This is a genomic window from Archangium sp. (assembly GCF_045802675.1).
Taxonomy (GTDB): domain Bacteria; phylum Myxococcota; class Myxococcia; order Myxococcales; family Myxococcaceae; genus Archangium.
This window is the reverse complement of record NZ_JBJMQO010000066.1, coordinates 1-17,076: the sequence shown is the minus strand read 5'-3', so window position 1 is coordinate 17,076 and position 17,076 is coordinate 1. Positions and strand designations below refer to the sequence as shown.

General features: G+C 68.1%; 13 protein-coding genes. 7 read left to right on the top strand and 6 right to left on the bottom strand.

Going from position 1 to position 17,076, the window contains the following annotated elements; translation table 11 throughout:
• Positions 1-126: 126 nt before the first annotated feature.
• From ACJ8AN_RS18580 to ACJ8AN_RS18565, 4 genes are all read right to left on the bottom strand, one after another.
• Positions 127-879, bottom strand: a complete 753-nt coding sequence (locus ACJ8AN_RS18580) for a hypothetical protein (protein ID WP_407756723.1) — start codon at positions 877-879, stop codon at positions 127-129.
• The gene (locus ACJ8AN_RS18575) at positions 872-2,038 is read right to left on the bottom strand and encodes an AAA family ATPase (RefSeq protein ID WP_407756722.1); all 1,167 of its coding nucleotides are present in this window, start codon (positions 2,036-2,038) and stop codon (positions 872-874) included. The genes ACJ8AN_RS18580 and ACJ8AN_RS18575 overlap by 8 nt, the downstream gene beginning before the upstream one ends.
• Before the next feature lie 159 nt (positions 2,039-2,197).
• Positions 2,198-3,877, bottom strand: coding sequence for an energy-dependent translational throttle protein EttA (ettA, locus tag ACJ8AN_RS18570; protein WP_407756721.1), 1,680 nt, complete (start codon positions 3,875-3,877; stop codon positions 2,198-2,200).
• A 258-nt stretch (positions 3,878-4,135) separates the two neighbouring features.
• Positions 4,136-4,684 carry an FHA domain-containing protein gene (locus tag ACJ8AN_RS18565; RefSeq protein ID WP_407756720.1) on the bottom strand — a complete coding sequence of 183 codons (549 nt, stop codon included), beginning with the start codon at positions 4,682-4,684 and terminating at the stop codon, positions 4,136-4,138.
• 74 nt (positions 4,685-4,758) lie between these two features.
• Here ACJ8AN_RS18565 and ACJ8AN_RS18560 point away from each other — a divergent pair, with 74 nt between their 5' ends.
• The 4 genes from ACJ8AN_RS18560 to ACJ8AN_RS18545 all read left to right on the top strand — a co-directional run bounded on the left by ACJ8AN_RS18560 (position 4,759) and on the right by ACJ8AN_RS18545 (position 9,417).
• Positions 4,759-5,709: an ABC transporter ATP-binding protein gene (locus tag ACJ8AN_RS18560; protein ID WP_407756719.1), complete on the top strand. Its 951-nt coding sequence runs from the start codon at positions 4,759-4,761 to the stop codon at positions 5,707-5,709.
• A 57-nt stretch (positions 5,710-5,766) separates the two neighbouring features.
• The gene (locus tag ACJ8AN_RS18555; protein ID WP_407756718.1) at positions 5,767-6,513 is read left to right on the top strand and encodes an ABC transporter permease; all 747 of its coding nucleotides are present in this window, start codon (positions 5,767-5,769) and stop codon (positions 6,511-6,513) included.
• A gap of 93 nt (positions 6,514-6,606) precedes the next feature.
• Positions 6,607-8,211 carry a serine/threonine protein kinase gene (locus ACJ8AN_RS18550; RefSeq protein WP_407756717.1) on the top strand — a complete coding sequence of 535 codons (1,605 nt, stop codon included), beginning with the start codon at positions 6,607-6,609 and terminating at the stop codon, positions 8,209-8,211.
• A gap of 42 nt (positions 8,212-8,253) precedes the next feature.
• Complete coding sequence (locus ACJ8AN_RS18545; RefSeq protein WP_407756716.1) at positions 8,254-9,417, top strand: serine hydrolase domain-containing protein; 1,164 nt, start codon at positions 8,254-8,256, stop codon at positions 9,415-9,417.
• Between the two features lie 6 nt (positions 9,418-9,423).
• Here ACJ8AN_RS18545 and ACJ8AN_RS18540 read toward each other — a convergent pair whose 3' ends face one another.
• Complete coding sequence (locus tag ACJ8AN_RS18540; protein ID WP_407756715.1) at positions 9,424-9,855, bottom strand: hypothetical protein; 432 nt, start codon at positions 9,853-9,855, stop codon at positions 9,424-9,426.
• A gap of 234 nt (positions 9,856-10,089) precedes the next feature.
• Between ACJ8AN_RS18540 and ACJ8AN_RS18535 the strand changes: the two genes are divergently transcribed.
• Positions 10,090-12,183 (top strand): Dyp-type peroxidase, encoded by a 2,094-nt coding sequence (locus tag ACJ8AN_RS18535; RefSeq protein ID WP_407756714.1) that lies wholly within the window; start codon positions 10,090-10,092, stop codon positions 12,181-12,183.
• A 52-nt stretch (positions 12,184-12,235) separates the two neighbouring features.
• Here the strand turns inward: ACJ8AN_RS18535 and ACJ8AN_RS18530 are convergent, their stop codons facing one another.
• On the bottom strand, positions 12,236-13,456 hold the full coding sequence (locus tag ACJ8AN_RS18530) for a PPC domain-containing protein (RefSeq protein ID WP_407756713.1): 1,221 nt from the start codon (positions 13,454-13,456) through the stop codon (positions 12,236-12,238).
• 261 nt (positions 13,457-13,717) lie between these two features.
• Here ACJ8AN_RS18530 and ACJ8AN_RS18525 point away from each other — a divergent pair, with 261 nt between their 5' ends.
• Positions 13,718-15,688, top strand: a complete 1,971-nt coding sequence (locus tag ACJ8AN_RS18525; protein WP_407756712.1) for a HEAT repeat domain-containing protein — start codon at positions 13,718-13,720, stop codon at positions 15,686-15,688.
• A gap of 209 nt (positions 15,689-15,897) precedes the next feature.
• Positions 15,898-17,076, top strand: a 1,179-nt coding sequence (locus ACJ8AN_RS18520) for a hypothetical protein (RefSeq protein WP_407756711.1), incomplete at its 3' end; no start/stop codon positions are given.

Sequence of the window (17,076 nt, the reverse complement as noted above, 5' to 3'; positions counted from 1 at the left end):
GGCGAAGGCCTCGAGTGTGGCGCGCCTTCGCCTCAATATCTCGGACTCCCCCGTACGCCCAGCCCTCCCCCTTGTCTGCTTTTCATTTCAGGTCCCCTGGGCTGCTGCTCCATCGGTTGCCCTGGCTCAAGGCACCGTCGAACGACCACTGAGGATCGGGACGAGTCGCTCGCGGACTTCCTTCAGATACTCGGTGAGGCCCGTCTTCTCGCCGCGTTGTTCGAGCACCGAGAGGGGCGTTTCCTCCCAGCACGCTCGCTCGCGATCCATGTCCCCCTGGGTCAATGCATCCAAGGCGACCTTCGCATCTTTCTTCGCGCCGTGCTCACGCGCGGTCAGCCGGTGAGCGTCACGCACGGGATGGAACGACAGCCTCATCCTCTCTTCTTCGAGCCGCTGCGCTTCATCTGCGTTCCTGGGCTCGAATCCCACGAGGACCCAGCACTCCCGCTTGGCATGCGCCAACCCGATGATCACCTTGAAAGGCCAGGGCTTGTCATTCCTCGCCTGCTCGAGCCCCGCACGATCCCGCTGTGCATCACCGTCTCGAATCAACAACACAGCATCAGGGCGGCGCTTGGCCCCAGCAAAAAGAAGGAGCGCGCGCCTTGCACTGAATGCATCTGGCCCGCCCGGCTCCCCATTGAAGCGTCCAAACACCTTCAACCCAGCCTTTTTGACCTCATCATCCACGTGCTTCCAAGCCAAGAAGGGCTGCCCTTCTCTGAGACCAACCCATTGCCGATATGAATCCAGCATCTCGGGCTCGAGCCAGGATGATACCTCTTCGATCAGCACACGATCCGCGAGCCCGCACGCAATGTCGCGATCCGCAGGTGCCTCGCAGAGGACACCGAACTCGTATGAGGCCTCACTCATGGGCCGCGGGCTCGCTCGCCTTCTCCAGCCAGGACTCGCCCACCGTGCTCCAGAACTCGCCGGGGCTCATCATCCCCTTCCAGCGCTCGAACTCGGGATGGGCCGTGAGCTTCTCGCAGCGGGCGAAGCCATTCTCCGCGAGGAAGGTCATCCGGACCTCCTTCGGGTCGAGATAGTTCAGGATGAAGGGCGAGTGGCTCGTGGCGATGATTTGCAGTTCGGGGTCGCGCTCCTGGAGTTTGCGCAGAACCTCGATGAGCTTGCCTTGAGCAGCGGGGTGAAGACCCAATTCGATATCGTCGAGCAGAACGAGGCGTGGCTGGGTGGGCCCCATCAAGACAGTCAAAAGACCAAGCGCCATGAGCGTGCCCTCACCTGCTGCATCGGCGGGAACACCTTTAGCGCCCTTCATGTCCAAGACAATCTTCTGGCCCCACAACGTGCGCTTCTCGGGAACTTCGTGCCGCTGCTCATCCAGCGAGATGGTTCTGATCGCCGTCTGCTCCACCGTCGCACGCTCGATACGGATGCGACGCACCGCTGGAACCACCTGCTTCAGCGCAAGCTCGATTTGCGCGAAAGCCTCATCCCAACTCAGCTTGAGGTGAGCCAGTACAGATGCAAGTCCACTCCCATCAAAGTGGATTCTTGGAACAGCCTCTTCACTGTATGAAGGCTCCGCCAGCCGACGCGGCTCGAAACGCAGAACCGTCGTCGAACTCAAGGCGGAGCCGAAAACCTCGAGCGGCGGATTGAATGTGCCCGACGCTCGCGATTCGCCAACATGGAAGAGCCCCCCGCCCCACGTCCCCCTCGCCTTGAAGTCCTGACTCTCTGGCCCAGGGTCGGCCCCCACATTTGGAACAGCATCCGTACTGGTGACTCGAAACGACCCCGCCGTACCGCCCCAGGATCCCTCGATGCCGAGTTCAACGGGCGCACTGGAGCCATAGGCCCGCACTCCTGGTTTCACTCGGGTCGTGGGTGAGAGCCCCTGACTTCCAATGGTCAGTGCCCCCAGGTTGGCGATGAAGTCCACTCCTCGCAGCAGCGTCGTCTTGCCCGACGCGTTCGGGCCCACGAGCACCGTGAAGGGCTCCAGCTCCAGGTCGAGCGAGCGGTACGCCTTGAAATTACGGAACGAGACCTTCTGAATCACGACCGGCCTCCCGGGAGGGACTTCCCTCACCCCGACCCTCTCACAGGTGCGAGAGGGGACTTCCACAGCCGTGAACCTGGGACTTCCCCTACCCTCACCCCGACCCTCTCCCGGTGGGAGAGGGAGGGGTTCACTGCGTTACTGCGACTGTGTCTCCGCTCAGCTCTTGGTGAGCGGGCGGTAGCGGATGCGGTGCGGCTCCAGCGCCTCGGGGCCCAGGCGCTTCTTCTTGTCCGCCTCGTAGTCCTGGAAGTTGCCCTCGAAGAAGAACGCCCGGCTCTCTCCCTCGAACGCCAGGATGTGCGTGGCGATGCGGTCCAGGAACCAACGGTCGTGGCTGATGACCACCGCGCAGCCCGCGAAGCTCAGCAGCGCGTCCTCCAGGCTCCGCAGCGTCTCCACGTCCAGGTCGTTCGTCGGCTCGTCGAGCAGCAGCAGGTTGCCGCCGCTGCGCAGCATCTTCGCCAGGTGCACCCGGTTGCGCTCGCCGCCCGACAGGTCCTTCACCCGCTTCTGCTGGTCCTGTCCCTTGAACGCGAAGCCCGCCAGGTACGCGCGGCTCGGCATCTGCCCCGCACGCCCCAGGTCGATGTAGTCCAGCCCGTCGCTCACCTCGTCGAAGACGCTCCTGTCCCCGTTGAGCGCGTCGCGGCTCTGGTCCACGTACGCCATCTTCACCGCCTCGCCCACGCGCAGCTCGCCCGCGTCCGGCTTCTCCACGCCCGTGAGCATCCGGAACAGCGTCGTCTTGCCCGCGCCGTTCGGTCCAATCACTCCCACGATGCCGCCCGGCGGCAGCTTGAAGTTCAGCTCGTCGATGAGCAGCCGATCCCCGTACGCCTTGCGCAGGCCCTTGGCCTCCACCACCAGGCCCCTCAGCGGCGGCCCGGCCGGAATCGTCACCTCGCCCGTCGCGTCGCGCTTGTCCTGCGTCTGGTTGAACAGCTCCTCGTACGCCGTGATGCGGGCCTTGCTCTTGGCCTGCCGCGCCTTCGGAGACGCACGCACCCACTCCAGCTCGCGCTTGAGCGTCTTCTGCCGCGCGCTCTCCGACTTCTCCTCCAGCTCCAGCCGCTTCTGCTTCTGCTCCAGCCAGCTCGAGTAGTTGCCCTTCCAGGGCACGCCCTCGCCGCGGTCCAGCTCCAGAATCCACTCGGCCGCGTTGTCGAGGAAGTAGCGGTCGTGCGTGATGCAGACGATGGTGCCCTTGTACTCCTTGAGGGCCTGCTCCAGCCACGCCACGCTCTCGGCGTCCAGGTGGTTGGTGGGCTCGTCGAGCAGCAGCAGGTCCGGCTTCTCCAACAGAATCCGGCACAGCGCCACGCGGCGCTTCTCACCACCCGACAGCTTCGTCACGTCCGCGTCGCCCGGCGGCAGGCGCAGCGCGTCCATCGCCATCTCCAGCGTGCGGTCCAGCTCCCAGCCGTTGCACGCGTCGATGGCGTCCTGCAGCCGGCCCTGCTCGGCCAGCAGCTTCTCCATCTGCGCGTCGTCCATCGGCTCGGAGAACTTCGCGCTCACCTCGTTGAAACGGTCCAGCAGCGTGCGGATGGGCTTGAGGCCCAGCTCCACGTTGCCCTTCACGTCCAGCGTGGTGTCCAGCTGCGGCTCCTGGGCCAGGTAGCCCACGCGCGCGCTCGGGTCCGGCTTGGCCACGCCGAAGAACTCGGTATCCACGCCCGCCATGATGCGCAGCAGCGTCGACTTGCCCGACCCGTTCGGGCCGATGACGCCAATCTTCGCGCCCGGGAAGAACGACAGGTAGATGCCCTTGAGGATCTCCTTGCCGCCCTTGACCTTGCGCAGGTCCTGCATGGTGAAGATGAAATTCTGGGCCATCGTGCTCTTTCTGCCTCCGACTCGGTGACGTGCTCTCTGACGTGAACGTGGGCGGATAGCAGGGAGCCCGGGCGGGCTCAAGGCGCTCGGCCGCCCGCCCGCTCTTCCAGGACACCCTGCTTCTGGGCTCCGCCTCTTGCGCCCGAGAACAGCCCACGGCGCGCGCCACGTCCTCCCGTGCCCCCGGGTGCCGCCCTCCCCCCGAGGCCCCCTACCCTCCAGGCGGGAGGCCTCGGCTGCTCCGGGCCGGGTTCCGGCCTACTTCGGGCCCAGGACTCGGGCCTCCGGCATGGGGCCCGTGCGCAGCAGCCGGGCGTGGAGCGAGCGGGCCAGGAAGAAGGCGAAGTCCGCGTCCCCGAAGCGCAGCAGGTCCCCGTCCTGCACGAGGTACTCCCGCTCGGGCCCCAGCTCCTGGCCGTTGAGGAAGGTGCCGTTGGTGGAGCGCAGGTCCTTCACCCGGCAGGTGCGCGTGCGCTCCACCCAGCTCAGCTCCGCGTGTTGTTTGGACACCGAGGGCTCATTGATGACCAGGTCGCAGCTCGGCAGCCGCCCCACGGCCAGCACGTCCTGCTCCCTCAGCGGCGGCAGCGTGGCCACCTGCAGCTGATCGAAATTCAAGAGCATGGAGACCTGCCGCGACTCCAGGCTGCCCATGCCGTGAGCCAGCGCCGTACGCTCCGCCCCCATCCGCAGCGCCATCTGCTCCACCACCGGCTTGGGCGGCTTCTGCACCAGCGCGAACGGCCCCACCTGCTGGCAGAAGAACGCCTCCGCCAGGCGCCCCGCCATCCCCCTCAGCTCTTTCACGGTAAGCATCCAGCGTCATTGTAACGCGGTCGGGCCTTTTCGGGAGCCGTGGTGGTGGTAAAGGCGTGCCCACCATGTCCTCCACCCCCGCGCTCGAGGTCCAGGGTCTCACGAAGACCTATGGCGGCAAGCTCACGGCCCTCTCCGACGTCACCCTCAGCATCCGCCCTGGGGAGATCTTCGCCCTGCTCGGCCCCAACGGCGCGGGCAAGACGACCCTCATCGGCTCGGTGTGCGGGCTGGTGAAGAAGACGAGCGGCACCATCCGCCTCTTCGGCAAGGACCTCGACCACGACCCCGTGCGCCCGCGCTACGAGGTGGGGCTGGTGCCGCAGGAGGTGAACTTCGATCCGTTCTTCACGGTGGCCGAGTCGCTCTACATCCAGCAGGGCTACTACGGGCAGCAGCGGGACGAGGCGCGGGTGAAGGAGGTGCTCACCGCGCTGAGCCTGCAGAACAAGGCGGACACGATTACGCGCGCGCTGTCGGGCGGCATGCGGCGCCGGTTGCTCATCGCCAAGGCGCTGGTGCACAAGCCGCGGCTGGTGTTCCTCGACGAGCCCACCGCGGGCGTGGACGTGGAGCTGCGGCGGGACTTGTGGAACTACGTGCGCAAGCTCGCCGCCGAGGGCACCACCATCGTGCTCACCACGCACTACCTGGAGGAGGCCGAGGAGTTGGCCGACCGCGTGGGCGTCATCAACGAGGGCAAGCTGCTGCTGGTGGAGGAGAAGAAGGCGCTCTTGCGGCGGCTGGGGGAGAAGCGCCTCATCGTCACCTTCTCCGCGCCCGTGCCGGAGACGCCCGAGGTGGCGCGCAAGGCGGGCGCCACGCTGTCGGCCGACGGCCGCGTCCTCACCTATCCCGAGCGCGAGGGCTGCGCGCCCGCGGGCGACATCCTGCGCACCCTCTACACCCAGGGCCTCCCGGTGTGTGACGTGGAGACGCGTCACTCGCGCCTGGAGGACATCCTCATCGAGATTCTTCGCGGCAAGCCCGCCGCCGCCACGCCTGGCGCCGCCTGAGACCGCCGCGCACCACCCCTCGCCTTCCCCGGTAACCCCACCATGAACACCCTTGGGATGAAGACCCTGCTGTCGAAGGAGGTCCGGCGCTTCATGCGCGTGCCGGGCCAGACGGTCCTCCAGCCGCTCATCAGCACCTCGCTCTACTTCCTCGTCTTCGGCTACTCGCTGTCGGGCCGCGTGCACGAGGTGCAGGGCGTGCCCTACCTGCAGTTCATCGTCCCGGGCCTCGTCTTCCTGGGCCTGGCCAACAACGCCTTCCTCAACAGCAGCTCCTCGCTCTTCATCAACAAGATTCAGGGCACCATCGTGGATCTGCTGGTGGCGCCGCTGGGGCCGCTGGAGCTGATGGCCGGCTTCATCGGCGGAGCCATGGCGCGCGGGCTGATGGTGGGCGGGCTCACCTGGGTGGTGGCCGCGCTCTTCACCGGCTTGCGCCTGGAGCACCCACTCGTCACCCTCCTCTTCCTGCTGCTGTCCTCGTACACCTTCAGCGTGCTGGGAATCCTCGCGGCGGTGTGGGCCGAGAAGTTCGAGCAGATCAACTTCTTCCCCACCTTCGTGATGCTGCCGCTCACGTTCCTCGGCGGCATCTTCTACTCGGTGCGCGAGCTGCCCGAGCCCTGGAACCACGTCAGCCTCTTCAACCCCATGGTGTACATGGTGGAGGGGCTGCGGTACGGGATGCTCGGCCAGAGCGGCTTTCCGCCCCTCCTGGGCTCCAGCATCCTGGTGGCGTTGGCGCTGGTGGCCACGGGGGTGGCGTGGGCCGCGTTGCGCTCCGGTTACAAACTGAAAGCGTGAGTGCGCGTCAGCCTGCTCGCCTGCTTGCCCTCCCGCGTGTGTAGAAGAGAGGACATTCGCGGATTCTTGGAACCCGGGTTATCGTAACGCGTCATGGCAGTCCCCTTCGGCAAGTACCAACTGCTGCGCAAGATTGCCTCCGGCGGGATGGGCCAGATATTCCTGGCGCTCGAGCGGGGAACGGGTTTCGAGCGGCTCGTGGTCCTCAAGCTCATCCTGCCGCACCTGGCCGAGGACGAGGACTTCCTCGAGATGTTCCTCGACGAGGCGCGGCTGGTGGCGCGGCTGGGGCACCCCAACCTCATCACCATTCTGGACCTGTCCGAGATTGATGGCCGGCACTGTCTGGCCATGGAGTACGTGCACGGGGATGACGTGCGGCGGTTGGAGAAGTTCGCGCGCGCGCAGGGCAGGGCGCTGCCGGTGGGGCTGGTGCTGCGCATCATCGCGGAGGCGGCGGCGGGACTGCACTACGCGCACCAGGCGAGAGACCAGCAGGGCCAGCCGCTGAAGCTGGTGCACCGGGACGTGTCGCCGCAGAACATCCTGGTGGGCTTCGATGGAGGCGTGAAGGTCATCGACTTCGGGGTGGCGAAGGCGGCGGGGAGTGCGTCGCACACGGCCACCGGGGTGCTCAAGGGCAAATACCCGTACATGTCGCCGGAGCAGGCCAACGGGATGCCGGTGGACGCGCGCAGTGACTTGTTCGCCCTGGGCGTGGTGCTGTGGGAGCTGCTGACGAACCGGCGGCTCTTCAAGGGCGAGTCGGATTTGATGACGCTGCGGCTGGTGCGCGACTGCCAGGTGCCGCCGCCCTCGCAGCTCAACCCCAGGCTACCGCCGGGCCTGGACGAGCTGGTGCTCAAGGCGCTGGCGCCCACGCCCGAGGGGCGCTTCCCGGACTGCGGCGCCTTCCGGCTGGCCATCGAGGACTACATCCTCCAGTACCAGCTGCCGGCCAGCAACGCGCACCTGTCGGCGTGGCTGCGCGAGGTGTACGCCGAGCGCATCGCGCGCGAGTCGGACCCGAGCCAGCTGGACCAGCTCCCCGATGACACGGACCTGGACGCCAAATCCAACCCCTCGCGCAGCAGCGTGCGCTCGAAGTCGCAGTCCCAGAAGCTCGTGCCGCCGCCGCCGCCGCCCTACCCCTCGTCCACGGGCACGCCCGTCGTCCCGCCGCCCCGGCCGCTGGACGGGAAGACGAACCACACCCGCACGCTCCTGCCGGACACCGTGACGCCGCGGCGCTTCAAGCTCATGCCGGTGGTGGCCGGTCTGGGCGTGCTGTTCTTCGCCGCGGGAGGCGCGGTCATCTTCCTGCGCCAGCAGCCGGACGAGGCTGCGGTGACGGAGCCCACGCCGGTGGCGCACGAGCAGGCCGACCTCGAGACGCCCCGGCCCACCGAGCCGGCTCAGCCGCGGCCCGTGCAGCTCAAGGTGCTCACCGAGCCCGCGGGCGCGCTCGTGGAGGTGGATGGGAAGCAGGTGGGCGAGACGCCCGCGGAGCTGCCGCTCGCGCCGGATGCGCCCCCGGTGACGCTGGCACTGAAGCTGGATGGCTACGAGCCGGTGTCGCAGCAGGTGTCCGCCGCGAACGCGCCCGCGCTGTCGGTGAAGCTCACGCAGAAGCCGCCGACGCAGAAGCCACGGCGCCCCCCGCAGCCGCAACAGCTGGGCATCAAGACGGACCGCTGAGAGTCCTGGCGCAAGGGGCCCGGGCAATGGCTTTCTTCCGCCATGTCCAACCCCTCCCTCGTCACCCCCGCCCTGCTCGCCACCTTCGCCCTGCTCGTGGGCTGCGCCACGCCGGGCACCCGCGCGCTCCCGGCTCCGGACACGCGGACCGTGGACGCGCTCTTCGCCCCCTATGACGGCCCCGGGCTCCCCGGCGCCAGCGTCGTCGTGATTCACGAGGGCCGCATCGTGCTCCGCCACGCCTACGGCCTCGCGGACCTCCAGGCGCGCACCCGCGCCACACCGGAGACGCAGTACCGCCTCGCCTCGCTCACCAAGCAGTTCACCGCCACCGCCCTCCTGCTCCTCGTCCAGGAGGGCCGGCTCCACTACGACGATCGCGTCGTCGACGTGCTCCCCGGCTTCCCGGCGTACCTGCGCGAGGTCCGCATCCGTCAGCTGCTCCAGCACACCTCGGGCCTCTGGGACTACGAGGCCTTCGTCCCCGAGTCACAGACGGTGCAGGTGAAGGACCGCGATGTGCTCGAGCTGCTCGCGCGCGCGGACCACACGTACTTCCCGCCCGGGAGCTCGGTGCGCTACAGCAACTCCGGCTACGCCGTGCTCTCCCTCGTCGTCGAGCGCGTCAGCGGTATGCCCTTCGCCCGCTTCCTGCACGAGCGCGTCTTCGCCCCGCTCGGCATGCACTCGGCGGTGGCGTACGAGGCGGGCAGCTCCACGGTGCCCCAGCGCGCGTATGGGTATGCGACGGGCCCCGAGGGTTTCATTCCCCGGGACCAGAGCCCCACCAGTGCCGTGCTCGGAGATGGGGGCATCTACGCGTCCGTGGCGGAGCTGGTGGCGTGGGACGCGGCGTTGGATGCGCACCCGCTCGTCAGCGCGGACACCCAGCGGCTCGCATGGACGCCCGCGACGCTGCCGGACGGCGCGTCCTCGCGCTACGGGTTCGGCTGGTTCATCGACGAGGACGAGGGCCGCGTCCGCCTGTCGCACCACGGCGAGACGTGCGGCTTCACCAACGCCATCGTGAAGTACCCGGAGCAGCGCCTCACGGTCATCGTCCTGACGAACCGCGCCGGCGGAGAGCCGTGGCGGATTGCCCAGCGGCTCGCGGACCTGTGGCTCCCGGCTCGCGCGGAGGACGGACGGCACGCTCCCGCCCAGACGCGCCCCTGGCCCTTCGAGAGCATGCCCAACGCGCGCTGAGGGGCCCTACCGTCCCTGGCCCTGGCCCTGCTTCTCGCCCTGGGAAGCGCCCTCGGCGGGCGCGAGCACCTCGATGGAGGTGGCCACGCGGACCCCGCCCTCGTTGCGGAAGGACGCGCGCACGGGCATGCCCTCCCGCAGTTGCTCGAGGGCGAGCGGCTGGCGCTGTCCCTCCTGACGGATGGGCAGCCGGTCCTCGTCCTTCACGACGACCTGGACCAGGGGCTCCTTCCGGCCCACGTCGAGCGTGATGACGTTGCCGGTGGCGCCCTTCACCGTGCCGTGGATGGAGCCCGTGCCCGCGGTGGTGAACGGGTCTCCGGGACTGGCCTTCTCCTCCACGGCCTGGAGCTTCGGGGGCGTGGGGTCCTCGGCCGCCCGCGCACCGAGGGCGAGCGTGGCCACGGTGAGCCCGGCGAGTACGCAGCGTGAGCGCATGGAGCAGACCTCCTTGGCGGGAAGGTGCGTCCGGCCCCGGGCCCCGCCAAGCCGGGCCTGTCCTCTCGGAGAGCGGGCAACCGGGGGGCGGACTCGAAGCCACCTCCCGCCCCGCCTACCCACGGCGCGAGGAGGCCCCGCGCGCCCTCCTCCACCTGGACACGTCACACATCCCGCGGCCGCCTCTGTCCTTCTGACAACCCCTCACAGGTTCTCACCAGGGAGAGACAGAGCATGAAGGACGACACCACCACCGAGAACATCGTCGTGAGCCCCACCGAAACGGCCCCCGCCATCGAGGCTCGCGGACCGGGCACCCAGGAGACACCGGGAGACACCTCGTCCACCCAGGCCGTGGAGCCGGTGCGCGAGGCCCCCTTCCCCGAGCCCATCTTCGCCCGGAGCAACGACCCCGCCTTCCCCGATGCCTCCAACGAGCCGGTCCTCCGCGTCGACAACATCCAGGGCAACATCCTGGGCGGTTTCAACAAGGACCATCAGGCGTTCGTGTTCCTCACCCTGCACCGCCACCCGCGCCCGGGCGCCACGGCCGAGCAGGAGTTCCCCACCGTCCAGGCCTTCAAGACCTGGCTCCGGGACATCCTCCCCCTCATCGCCACGACCGCCGAGGTGGTGGCCTTCAACCGCCTCTTCAAGGAGATGCGCTCGCGGCAGCGGCAGGAGCCCCTCGGCCTCAAGTCGACGTGGATCAACCTCGCCTTCACCGCCCGCGGGCTCGAGGTCCTGAAGAAGTTCGACCCGGCGCTCGACCTCGACTTCACGGACTCCGCCTTCACGCAGGGCATGGCGAGCCGCGCCAGGCAGGGCCGCCTCGGGGACCCCGCCGCGGATGACCAGAAGAGCGCCGAGGGCCATCCGGACAACTGGCTGATCGGCGGCACCCAGGAGGAGCTCCACCTGGTGCTCATCGTCGCCAGCGACGACAAGCGAGAGGTGAAGGAGAAGCCGGGCACCACGCTCCACCGCCTGCTGCGGGGCGAGGGCAAGCGGCCCGGGCTCCGGGACCTCGGCACCGTGAAGGTGCAGCGCGGCCACAACCTGCCCACGCAGAAGCGGCTCGCCGGACACGAGCACTTCGGCTTCCTCGACGGCGTCTCCCAACCGGGCGTGCGCGGCCGGCTCTCGAGCGACCCGCACGACGTGCTGATGCCCCGCCAGAATCCCAAGAACCGCCAGCAGGGCAAGCCGGGCCACGAGCTCATCTGGCCGGGAGAGTTCGTGTTCGGCTACGAGGGCGGCCCTCCCAACACCGATGGCGGGAAGAGCTTCGAGGACCCGGGCGACGTCGCCCATGCGGGTCCCGCGTGGGCCGATGATGGCTCGTATCTCGTCATCCGGCGGCTGCGGCAGAACGTGGGGCTGTTCCACCGCTTCCTCGAGAAGGTGGCCAACACGTTCCAGGTGCCCGCGCCGCCTCCGCAGAGCGAGCCCCCTCCTCCGGGCGTACCGGTGGGCGACTCCGCCGCGGATCTCGTCGGCGCGCGGTTCGTCGGCCGCTGGCGCAGCGGCGCGCCCATCATGCGCACCGGCAACCCGGACCCCAAGAAGAACGACCGGGACAATCCGGGCATGGCCATCGACGACAGCGTGAACAACCACTTCGAGTTCCAGGAGGAGAGCGAGCCGCTGCTGCCCGCCGACGCGCAGGGCCCCTTCGACAGCACGGACGAGGACCCCCGGCACCCGGGCACCCTCTTCCCGCCCGCGCCCGAGGACATCGCGGGCCGGACCTGCCCCTTCACCGCGCACACCCGCAAGACGTACCCGCGCGATGACGTGTCCACCTCCAACCCGCCCAACATCCCGCTCGATCTCCTCAACGAGACCACCACGCAGACCCACCGCATCCTGCGGCGGGGCCTCCCCTACGGGAAGGCCTCGGACTCGACGCCCGCGCACCCGAAGCCCGACTCCCGCGACCGGCGCCCCCCCAAGAACGGGGGACTCGACGAGGACCGGGGGCTCATCTTCCTGGCCTACCAGACCTCGCTCGTGCAGCAGTTCGAGTTCATCACCAGCGCCTGGGTGAACAACCCGGACTTCAAGGAGGCGAGCCAGCCCCCCGACGCCACGCAGCCCGGTGGGGATGATCCCATCATCGGCCAGAACAACTCGCCGAACTCCCAGGGCGTCCGGGACCGCATCCGCGAGTTCAACCTCACCTACGTGGACAAGCAGGGCCAGCCGAAGTTCCAGCGCGTGTCCACCCAGCTCATGGACCCCGCCGAGCGCGACTGGGTCATCCCCACCGGCGGTGAGTACTTCTTCGCGCCCTCCATCTCCGCGCTGAAGATGCTCGCGAAGTAGTGCACCCACCCGGGGCTCCGCAGGAAACCACCCGCGGAGCCCGGTGACGGACTCACGGGCAGATGGGCAACATCGCGCTCTCCGGCTCGTCGCCCGTCCCCGCCCTGTAGGCGTAGCAGGTATTCGGGGGCGGCACGTAGTAGGTCGCGGAGAGCGACACGCCGGAGTACGGGCTGTAGCCCCGGACCATGACGGAGTAGGTGCCCTCGGCGGGGTAGGAGAACGAGCACGTCTCGGTGCTGGTGCCGCTGAACGGACGGCAGTCATACTGAGACACGGTGGCCGGCCCGTTGTACCGGACGTAGATGTCCGCGTCGCCCGTGCCCCCGGTAATCTTGAACGTAGCCGAGGTGGCGTCCGCCGGGACGTAGAACGTGTAGTACTTCTCGACGCCCCACCCCGAGTACAGGTTGGGGACCGCGACGCCCTTGCTGAGCTCGTTCCAGTTCGCCTGCAGCGACAGGCCCGAGTAGGCCGAGGCCCCCTTCACCATCACGTAGTACGTGCCCGCGGCCGGCGTGGAGATGTAGCAGTAGCCGTAGTTGTAGGAGTAGAGCGAGGAGCAGTCATACGTGCTGGTGGTCGGGGCGGAGCCGCTCTTGACGTACATGTCCGCGTTGCCCGACCCGCCATCCATGTAGAAGTAGAGGCCCGTGGAGCCCTCGGGAATCTTGACGGTGAAGACCCGCTCCGCCCCCGCGTTCCCGCTCAGCGACGTCACCGGGCTGTTGTTGCTCAGCACCGCGCTGTTCGAGTTGCAGTGCGCGCCCACATAGAAGGTGCTCGCCACGTTGTAGCCGCTCCTGTCCGTGTAGAGGTTGCAGTCGGCCAGCTGCGGGTGCGGGTAGAGCTGCGTCCCGCTCGAGTAGGGCCCGCTGTTGAAGAGGGGGTAGTACGGGTACTGCCGCTTGGAGCCCGAGGTCCACTTGTAGAAGCCGTACGGATCCACCACCTGCGTGTAGGGCGTGGCCGTGTACAGCCAGTACGAGTAGGTCGAGTTGACCTCGAAGCTCATGATGTCGCCGACGAAGGAGCTCTGACCGGACGGATTGAACCCCGGATCGACCTCCTGGTACTCGGTCACCCCGCCCACGTCGTACCCCTGAGCGGTGGACAGCTTGTTGAGCGCGCACCGGCGGGCCCACTCCACCCGGGCCTCCGCCTCCTGGCTGTTGAGCCCGTCATTGCCGCACTGTCCGAACTGGGCTCGCGCTTCCATCGGGGCCAGGGAGCACAGCGCCAGGGCCGCCACGCAGGAAATACCGATACGCATGAGAACCGTCCTTTGCGAGATGAATGAAAACATACCGCATCACGGAAATTTGGTAAATCGAGAAGTACACGGTATCGCGTATTTTCCAGTGATGACGTCGTTTCCAGAGCGGCTGGAAAGGCCCGCCAGCCCCGCAAATGCCAGCTTCACAGGGGGTGTGATTCCTCTTTGGAGCCCGTAACACTCCCTTGGGGATTGGCGGGGATGTCGTGGTACACGGTGAGTGTGGGGCGGTGGACAAGGGCGCCCCAGGAGATCGTCATGTCCGGGAAGCAGTCACGAACCATCGGGTTGTCGTTGTTCGTCGCCCTCGTGCTGGGGTTGGGAGGCTGGTGGGCCGTGTCTGGACGGACGCCGTCGCCGGAGCAGCCCGTCCCCCCGCCCACGTCCCCCTCGCGGCCGGCGTCCTCCGCGGCGGGGCCGGAGGAGACCCAGGTGCCGGTACAGGCCTCCGGCGACGGCACGCGGGTGTGGAGCCCCGGCACCCTCTACCGCTACGAGCTCACCAGCGACCAGCAGGTGACCTTCCGCCCGAGCCAGCCGGGCGCGGCCGTCCCTCCGGGCATGCGGTTCCTCGTCCAGGGCCAGTGGGAGGTGGGCGTCGTCTCGGCCAGCGCCGAGCGCGTGGACCTGCGCATCCACCTGCACCCCTCCACCTTCTCGGTGAACGTCGACGGGCAGGACGCGCTCACTCCCGAGGTCCGGGGTCCGCTGCAGACCAGCCTGGGCACGTCCTTCTTCGTCTCCCTGGACCGCGAGGGCCGGGTGAAGCTCACCCACTTCGAGCAGGGGACCGACATCCTGGTGCAGGGCCTGCTGCGCTCCTTCGTGGCCTCCACCCAGTTCGTGGCGCCCGGCAAGCCCGGCACCGCCTGGGAGGCGGAGGAGTATGACTCCACCGGCCAGTACTCCGCCGCCTACCGCCGCGTGGACGGGTCGCGCTTCGAGAAGTCCAAGAAGAGCTACTCCCGGCTCGCCTCGCTCCAGGGGCTGGTGCCCATCGGCCAGGATGTGCACCTCGAGGTGCACACGCAGTCCACGTTCGAGCTGGCCGAGGACCTGTGGCCCCGCTCCGTGCAGAGCAAGGAGGAGCTGACGCTGGACGCCGGCGGTGGCACGCCCCCCGCCGCCACCTCGCTCCAGCTCGCCCTGCGCCTGCTCGGGCGCGGCAGGGATGGCTCGCTGTCCGGCGCGCTCCTGGCCCGCCAGGCCACCCTCATGACCCTGCCCATGGCCAATGTGATCGGCCAGGAGCAGGACCCGATGGACGGCTACCGGCAGGTGCTGGGCGGCAGGCGCTTCGAGGACATGCTGAAGGACCTGCGCGCCCTGCCCACCACGGAGAAGGAGCGCGACGATGCCCGCACGCTGGCGCTGGAGCGGCTGCGTGCCCTCTTCAAGCTCCAGCCCGCCGAGGCCCTGAAGGTGCCCGACGCCCTGCGCTCGGGGTTGGACCCCCTGGCCGCCAGCCCCTTGATTGGCGCGCTCTCCGCGGCCAGCACCCCCGAGGCCCTCCAGGCCCTCTCCCGCTCCATCGACGACGGCAGCCTGCAGCCCATCGTCCGCACGGACGCCATCGCCGCGCTGGGCATGGCGGACGCCCCCAACCGCGAGGGCGTGGACACCCTGCGCCGCTACTCCCAGGACGCCAACCCGCTCTTCCGGGACACGGCCACGCTGGCGCTCGGCAACGCGAGCCTGCAGATGCAGGACGACGACGCCCGCGGCTCAAGCACCCTGCTCAACGAGCTGATGAACGCCTACCGCACCGCCTCCACCCCCGAGCAGCAGGCCCTGGTGCTGCGCGCCCTGGGCAACACCCGCTCCCCGCAGGCGCTCCCCGTCATCCGGGAGGCGCTGCGCTCCGGCTCCCCCCTCGTGCGCGAGGCCGCCGTGGCCGCCGTGCGCAACATCCCCGACCCCTCCGTCGACCAGCTCCTGGTCGAGCGGCTCTCCGTGGATCCCGCCCCCGAGGTCCGCAAGAGCGCCATCTTCGCCTGCGGCTTCCGCCCCCTCGCGCCTCTGCTGCCCACCTTCCAGAAGCTCCTCCAGACCGACCCGGCCGATGCCGTCCGCTCCGAGGCCGTCGCCCTCCTGGGCGCCAACCGCGCCACCCTCCCCCTCGTCGACGCGCTCCTCACCTGGACCAGCCAGAACGACCGCAGCCCCGACATCCGCAACACCGCCCTCTCCTTCCTCCAGCCCTCCGGCAGGCCTCTGCCCACCCCCTGAGCCCGGGAGCCGTCACCCCGGCGGTGCCAGGCCCTCTCCCCATTCCACCCAATTGTACTATTGCAATCCGGTTGCAATAATGGCACCCTCGCCGCACTGGCAGAAAAAAAAGTCTTCACGGAGTTTCACATTTGTCCTTCACTCGGAGTATTAATGGGCTCCCCAATGATGGCGGGGAAACTCGTTCTCCCAGGAAGGTCAAATTGCCCATGATTCTCAAGCTGCTCAAGGCGACCGCAGTGCTGGCGATTGCCACGGTTCCGGTGATTGCCGCCGCCGAGCCCGTGTACACGGACACCCAGGTCTACCAGGTCAACCCGAAGTATCCGTATGTCGTCTATCCGGCCAGCTATGAGCTGAACAACCATTACTCGTGGGACACCACGAGCTATTACTTCGACCCGAACCTCTACTACTTCCAGTACGAGCAGCAGCAGATCATCGCGAACGAAGCCCAGGTGACCGGCGGCACGCTGAGCACCGACACCGACGGCTCGTCGCTCATCACCGTCAACCAGGGCAGCATCCCGGAGGCGACCCAGCAGAACGTACCGGCCACCGTGGAGTCCCTGCCCGGCGGCAGCGGCATGCAGACGCAGGGTACGAACTACATCAAGTCGTACTATCGCTCGCAGAGCTTCGGTAACAGCCTGTTCGGCGCCGGCTACGTCATCGACGCCAACATCACCTCCACCGAGGCCACGGCCACCGACAAGAAGCGCGTCGACGCCTACGCCGAGGGCAAGGTGTCCGCCACCGCCTTCAACAACCAGCAGGAGATCGTCCGCGGCCGCGCGGAGGTCCACGGCCAGGAGGGCGGCGCCAACAGCGGCACCGCGGCCCTGTACGCCATGGGCCAGCAGATCTGGTCGGCGAACCTGTACTACACGTTCAACGCCACGCCCATCAACTGGAGCCGCACCTTCTTCTCGGTGAACAAGACCTTCATGGTGGGCCCCGTTCCCATCAACGTGAAGGCCTCGCTCTCCGGTGGCGTGAAGATGACCGTATCCGGTGAGGTCGGCCCGACGGTGGCCAAGCTGTCCGCCACGGCCGGCGGCTGGTCCAACGTGACCGCTTCCGCCTCGGTCAGCATCATCATCGCCAGCTTCGGCGTCGAGGGCAACCTGACGCTCATCAACGTGTCGATGCCCGCCTACGGTGAGCTGTTCTGGCCGTACTGCACCATCAACTGGACCCTCAAGTCCACGCTCAGCCTGAACACCCACGCCGCCAACCTCTCGCTCTTCGCGAAGAACAAGTACCTCTTCTTCAGCAAGACGTGGCGGGTCACCATCGCGACCTGGTCGGGCCTGACCTACAACTGGACCCTGGTGGACCTCAACGGCACCAAGGACCTGGGCATCTGCATGTTCGAGATGGCGCCG

Coding starts and splice junctions, on each gene's coding strand:
- ACJ8AN_RS18580 (WP_407756723.1), bottom strand. CDS start 879: ATGAGTGAGGCCTCATACGAGTTCGGTGTCCTCTGCGAGGCACCTGCG.
- ettA (WP_407756721.1), bottom strand. CDS start 3,877: ATGGCCCAGAATTTCATCTTCACCATGCAGGACCTGCGCAAGGTCAAG.
- ACJ8AN_RS18560 (WP_407756719.1), top strand. CDS start 4,759: ATGTCCTCCACCCCCGCGCTCGAGGTCCAGGGTCTCACGAAGACCTAT.
- ACJ8AN_RS18555 (WP_407756718.1), top strand. CDS start 5,767: ATGAAGACCCTGCTGTCGAAGGAGGTCCGGCGCTTCATGCGCGTGCCG.
- ACJ8AN_RS18550 (WP_407756717.1), top strand. CDS start 6,607: ATGGCAGTCCCCTTCGGCAAGTACCAACTGCTGCGCAAGATTGCCTCC.
- ACJ8AN_RS18545 (WP_407756716.1), top strand. CDS start 8,254: ATGTCCAACCCCTCCCTCGTCACCCCCGCCCTGCTCGCCACCTTCGCC.
- ACJ8AN_RS18540 (WP_407756715.1), bottom strand. CDS start 9,855: ATGCGCTCACGCTGCGTACTCGCCGGGCTCACCGTGGCCACGCTCGCC.
- ACJ8AN_RS18535 (WP_407756714.1), top strand. CDS start 10,090: ATGAAGGACGACACCACCACCGAGAACATCGTCGTGAGCCCCACCGAA.
- ACJ8AN_RS18530 (WP_407756713.1), bottom strand. CDS start 13,456: ATGCGTATCGGTATTTCCTGCGTGGCGGCCCTGGCGCTGTGCTCCCTG.
- ACJ8AN_RS18525 (WP_407756712.1), top strand. CDS start 13,718: ATGTCCGGGAAGCAGTCACGAACCATCGGGTTGTCGTTGTTCGTCGCC.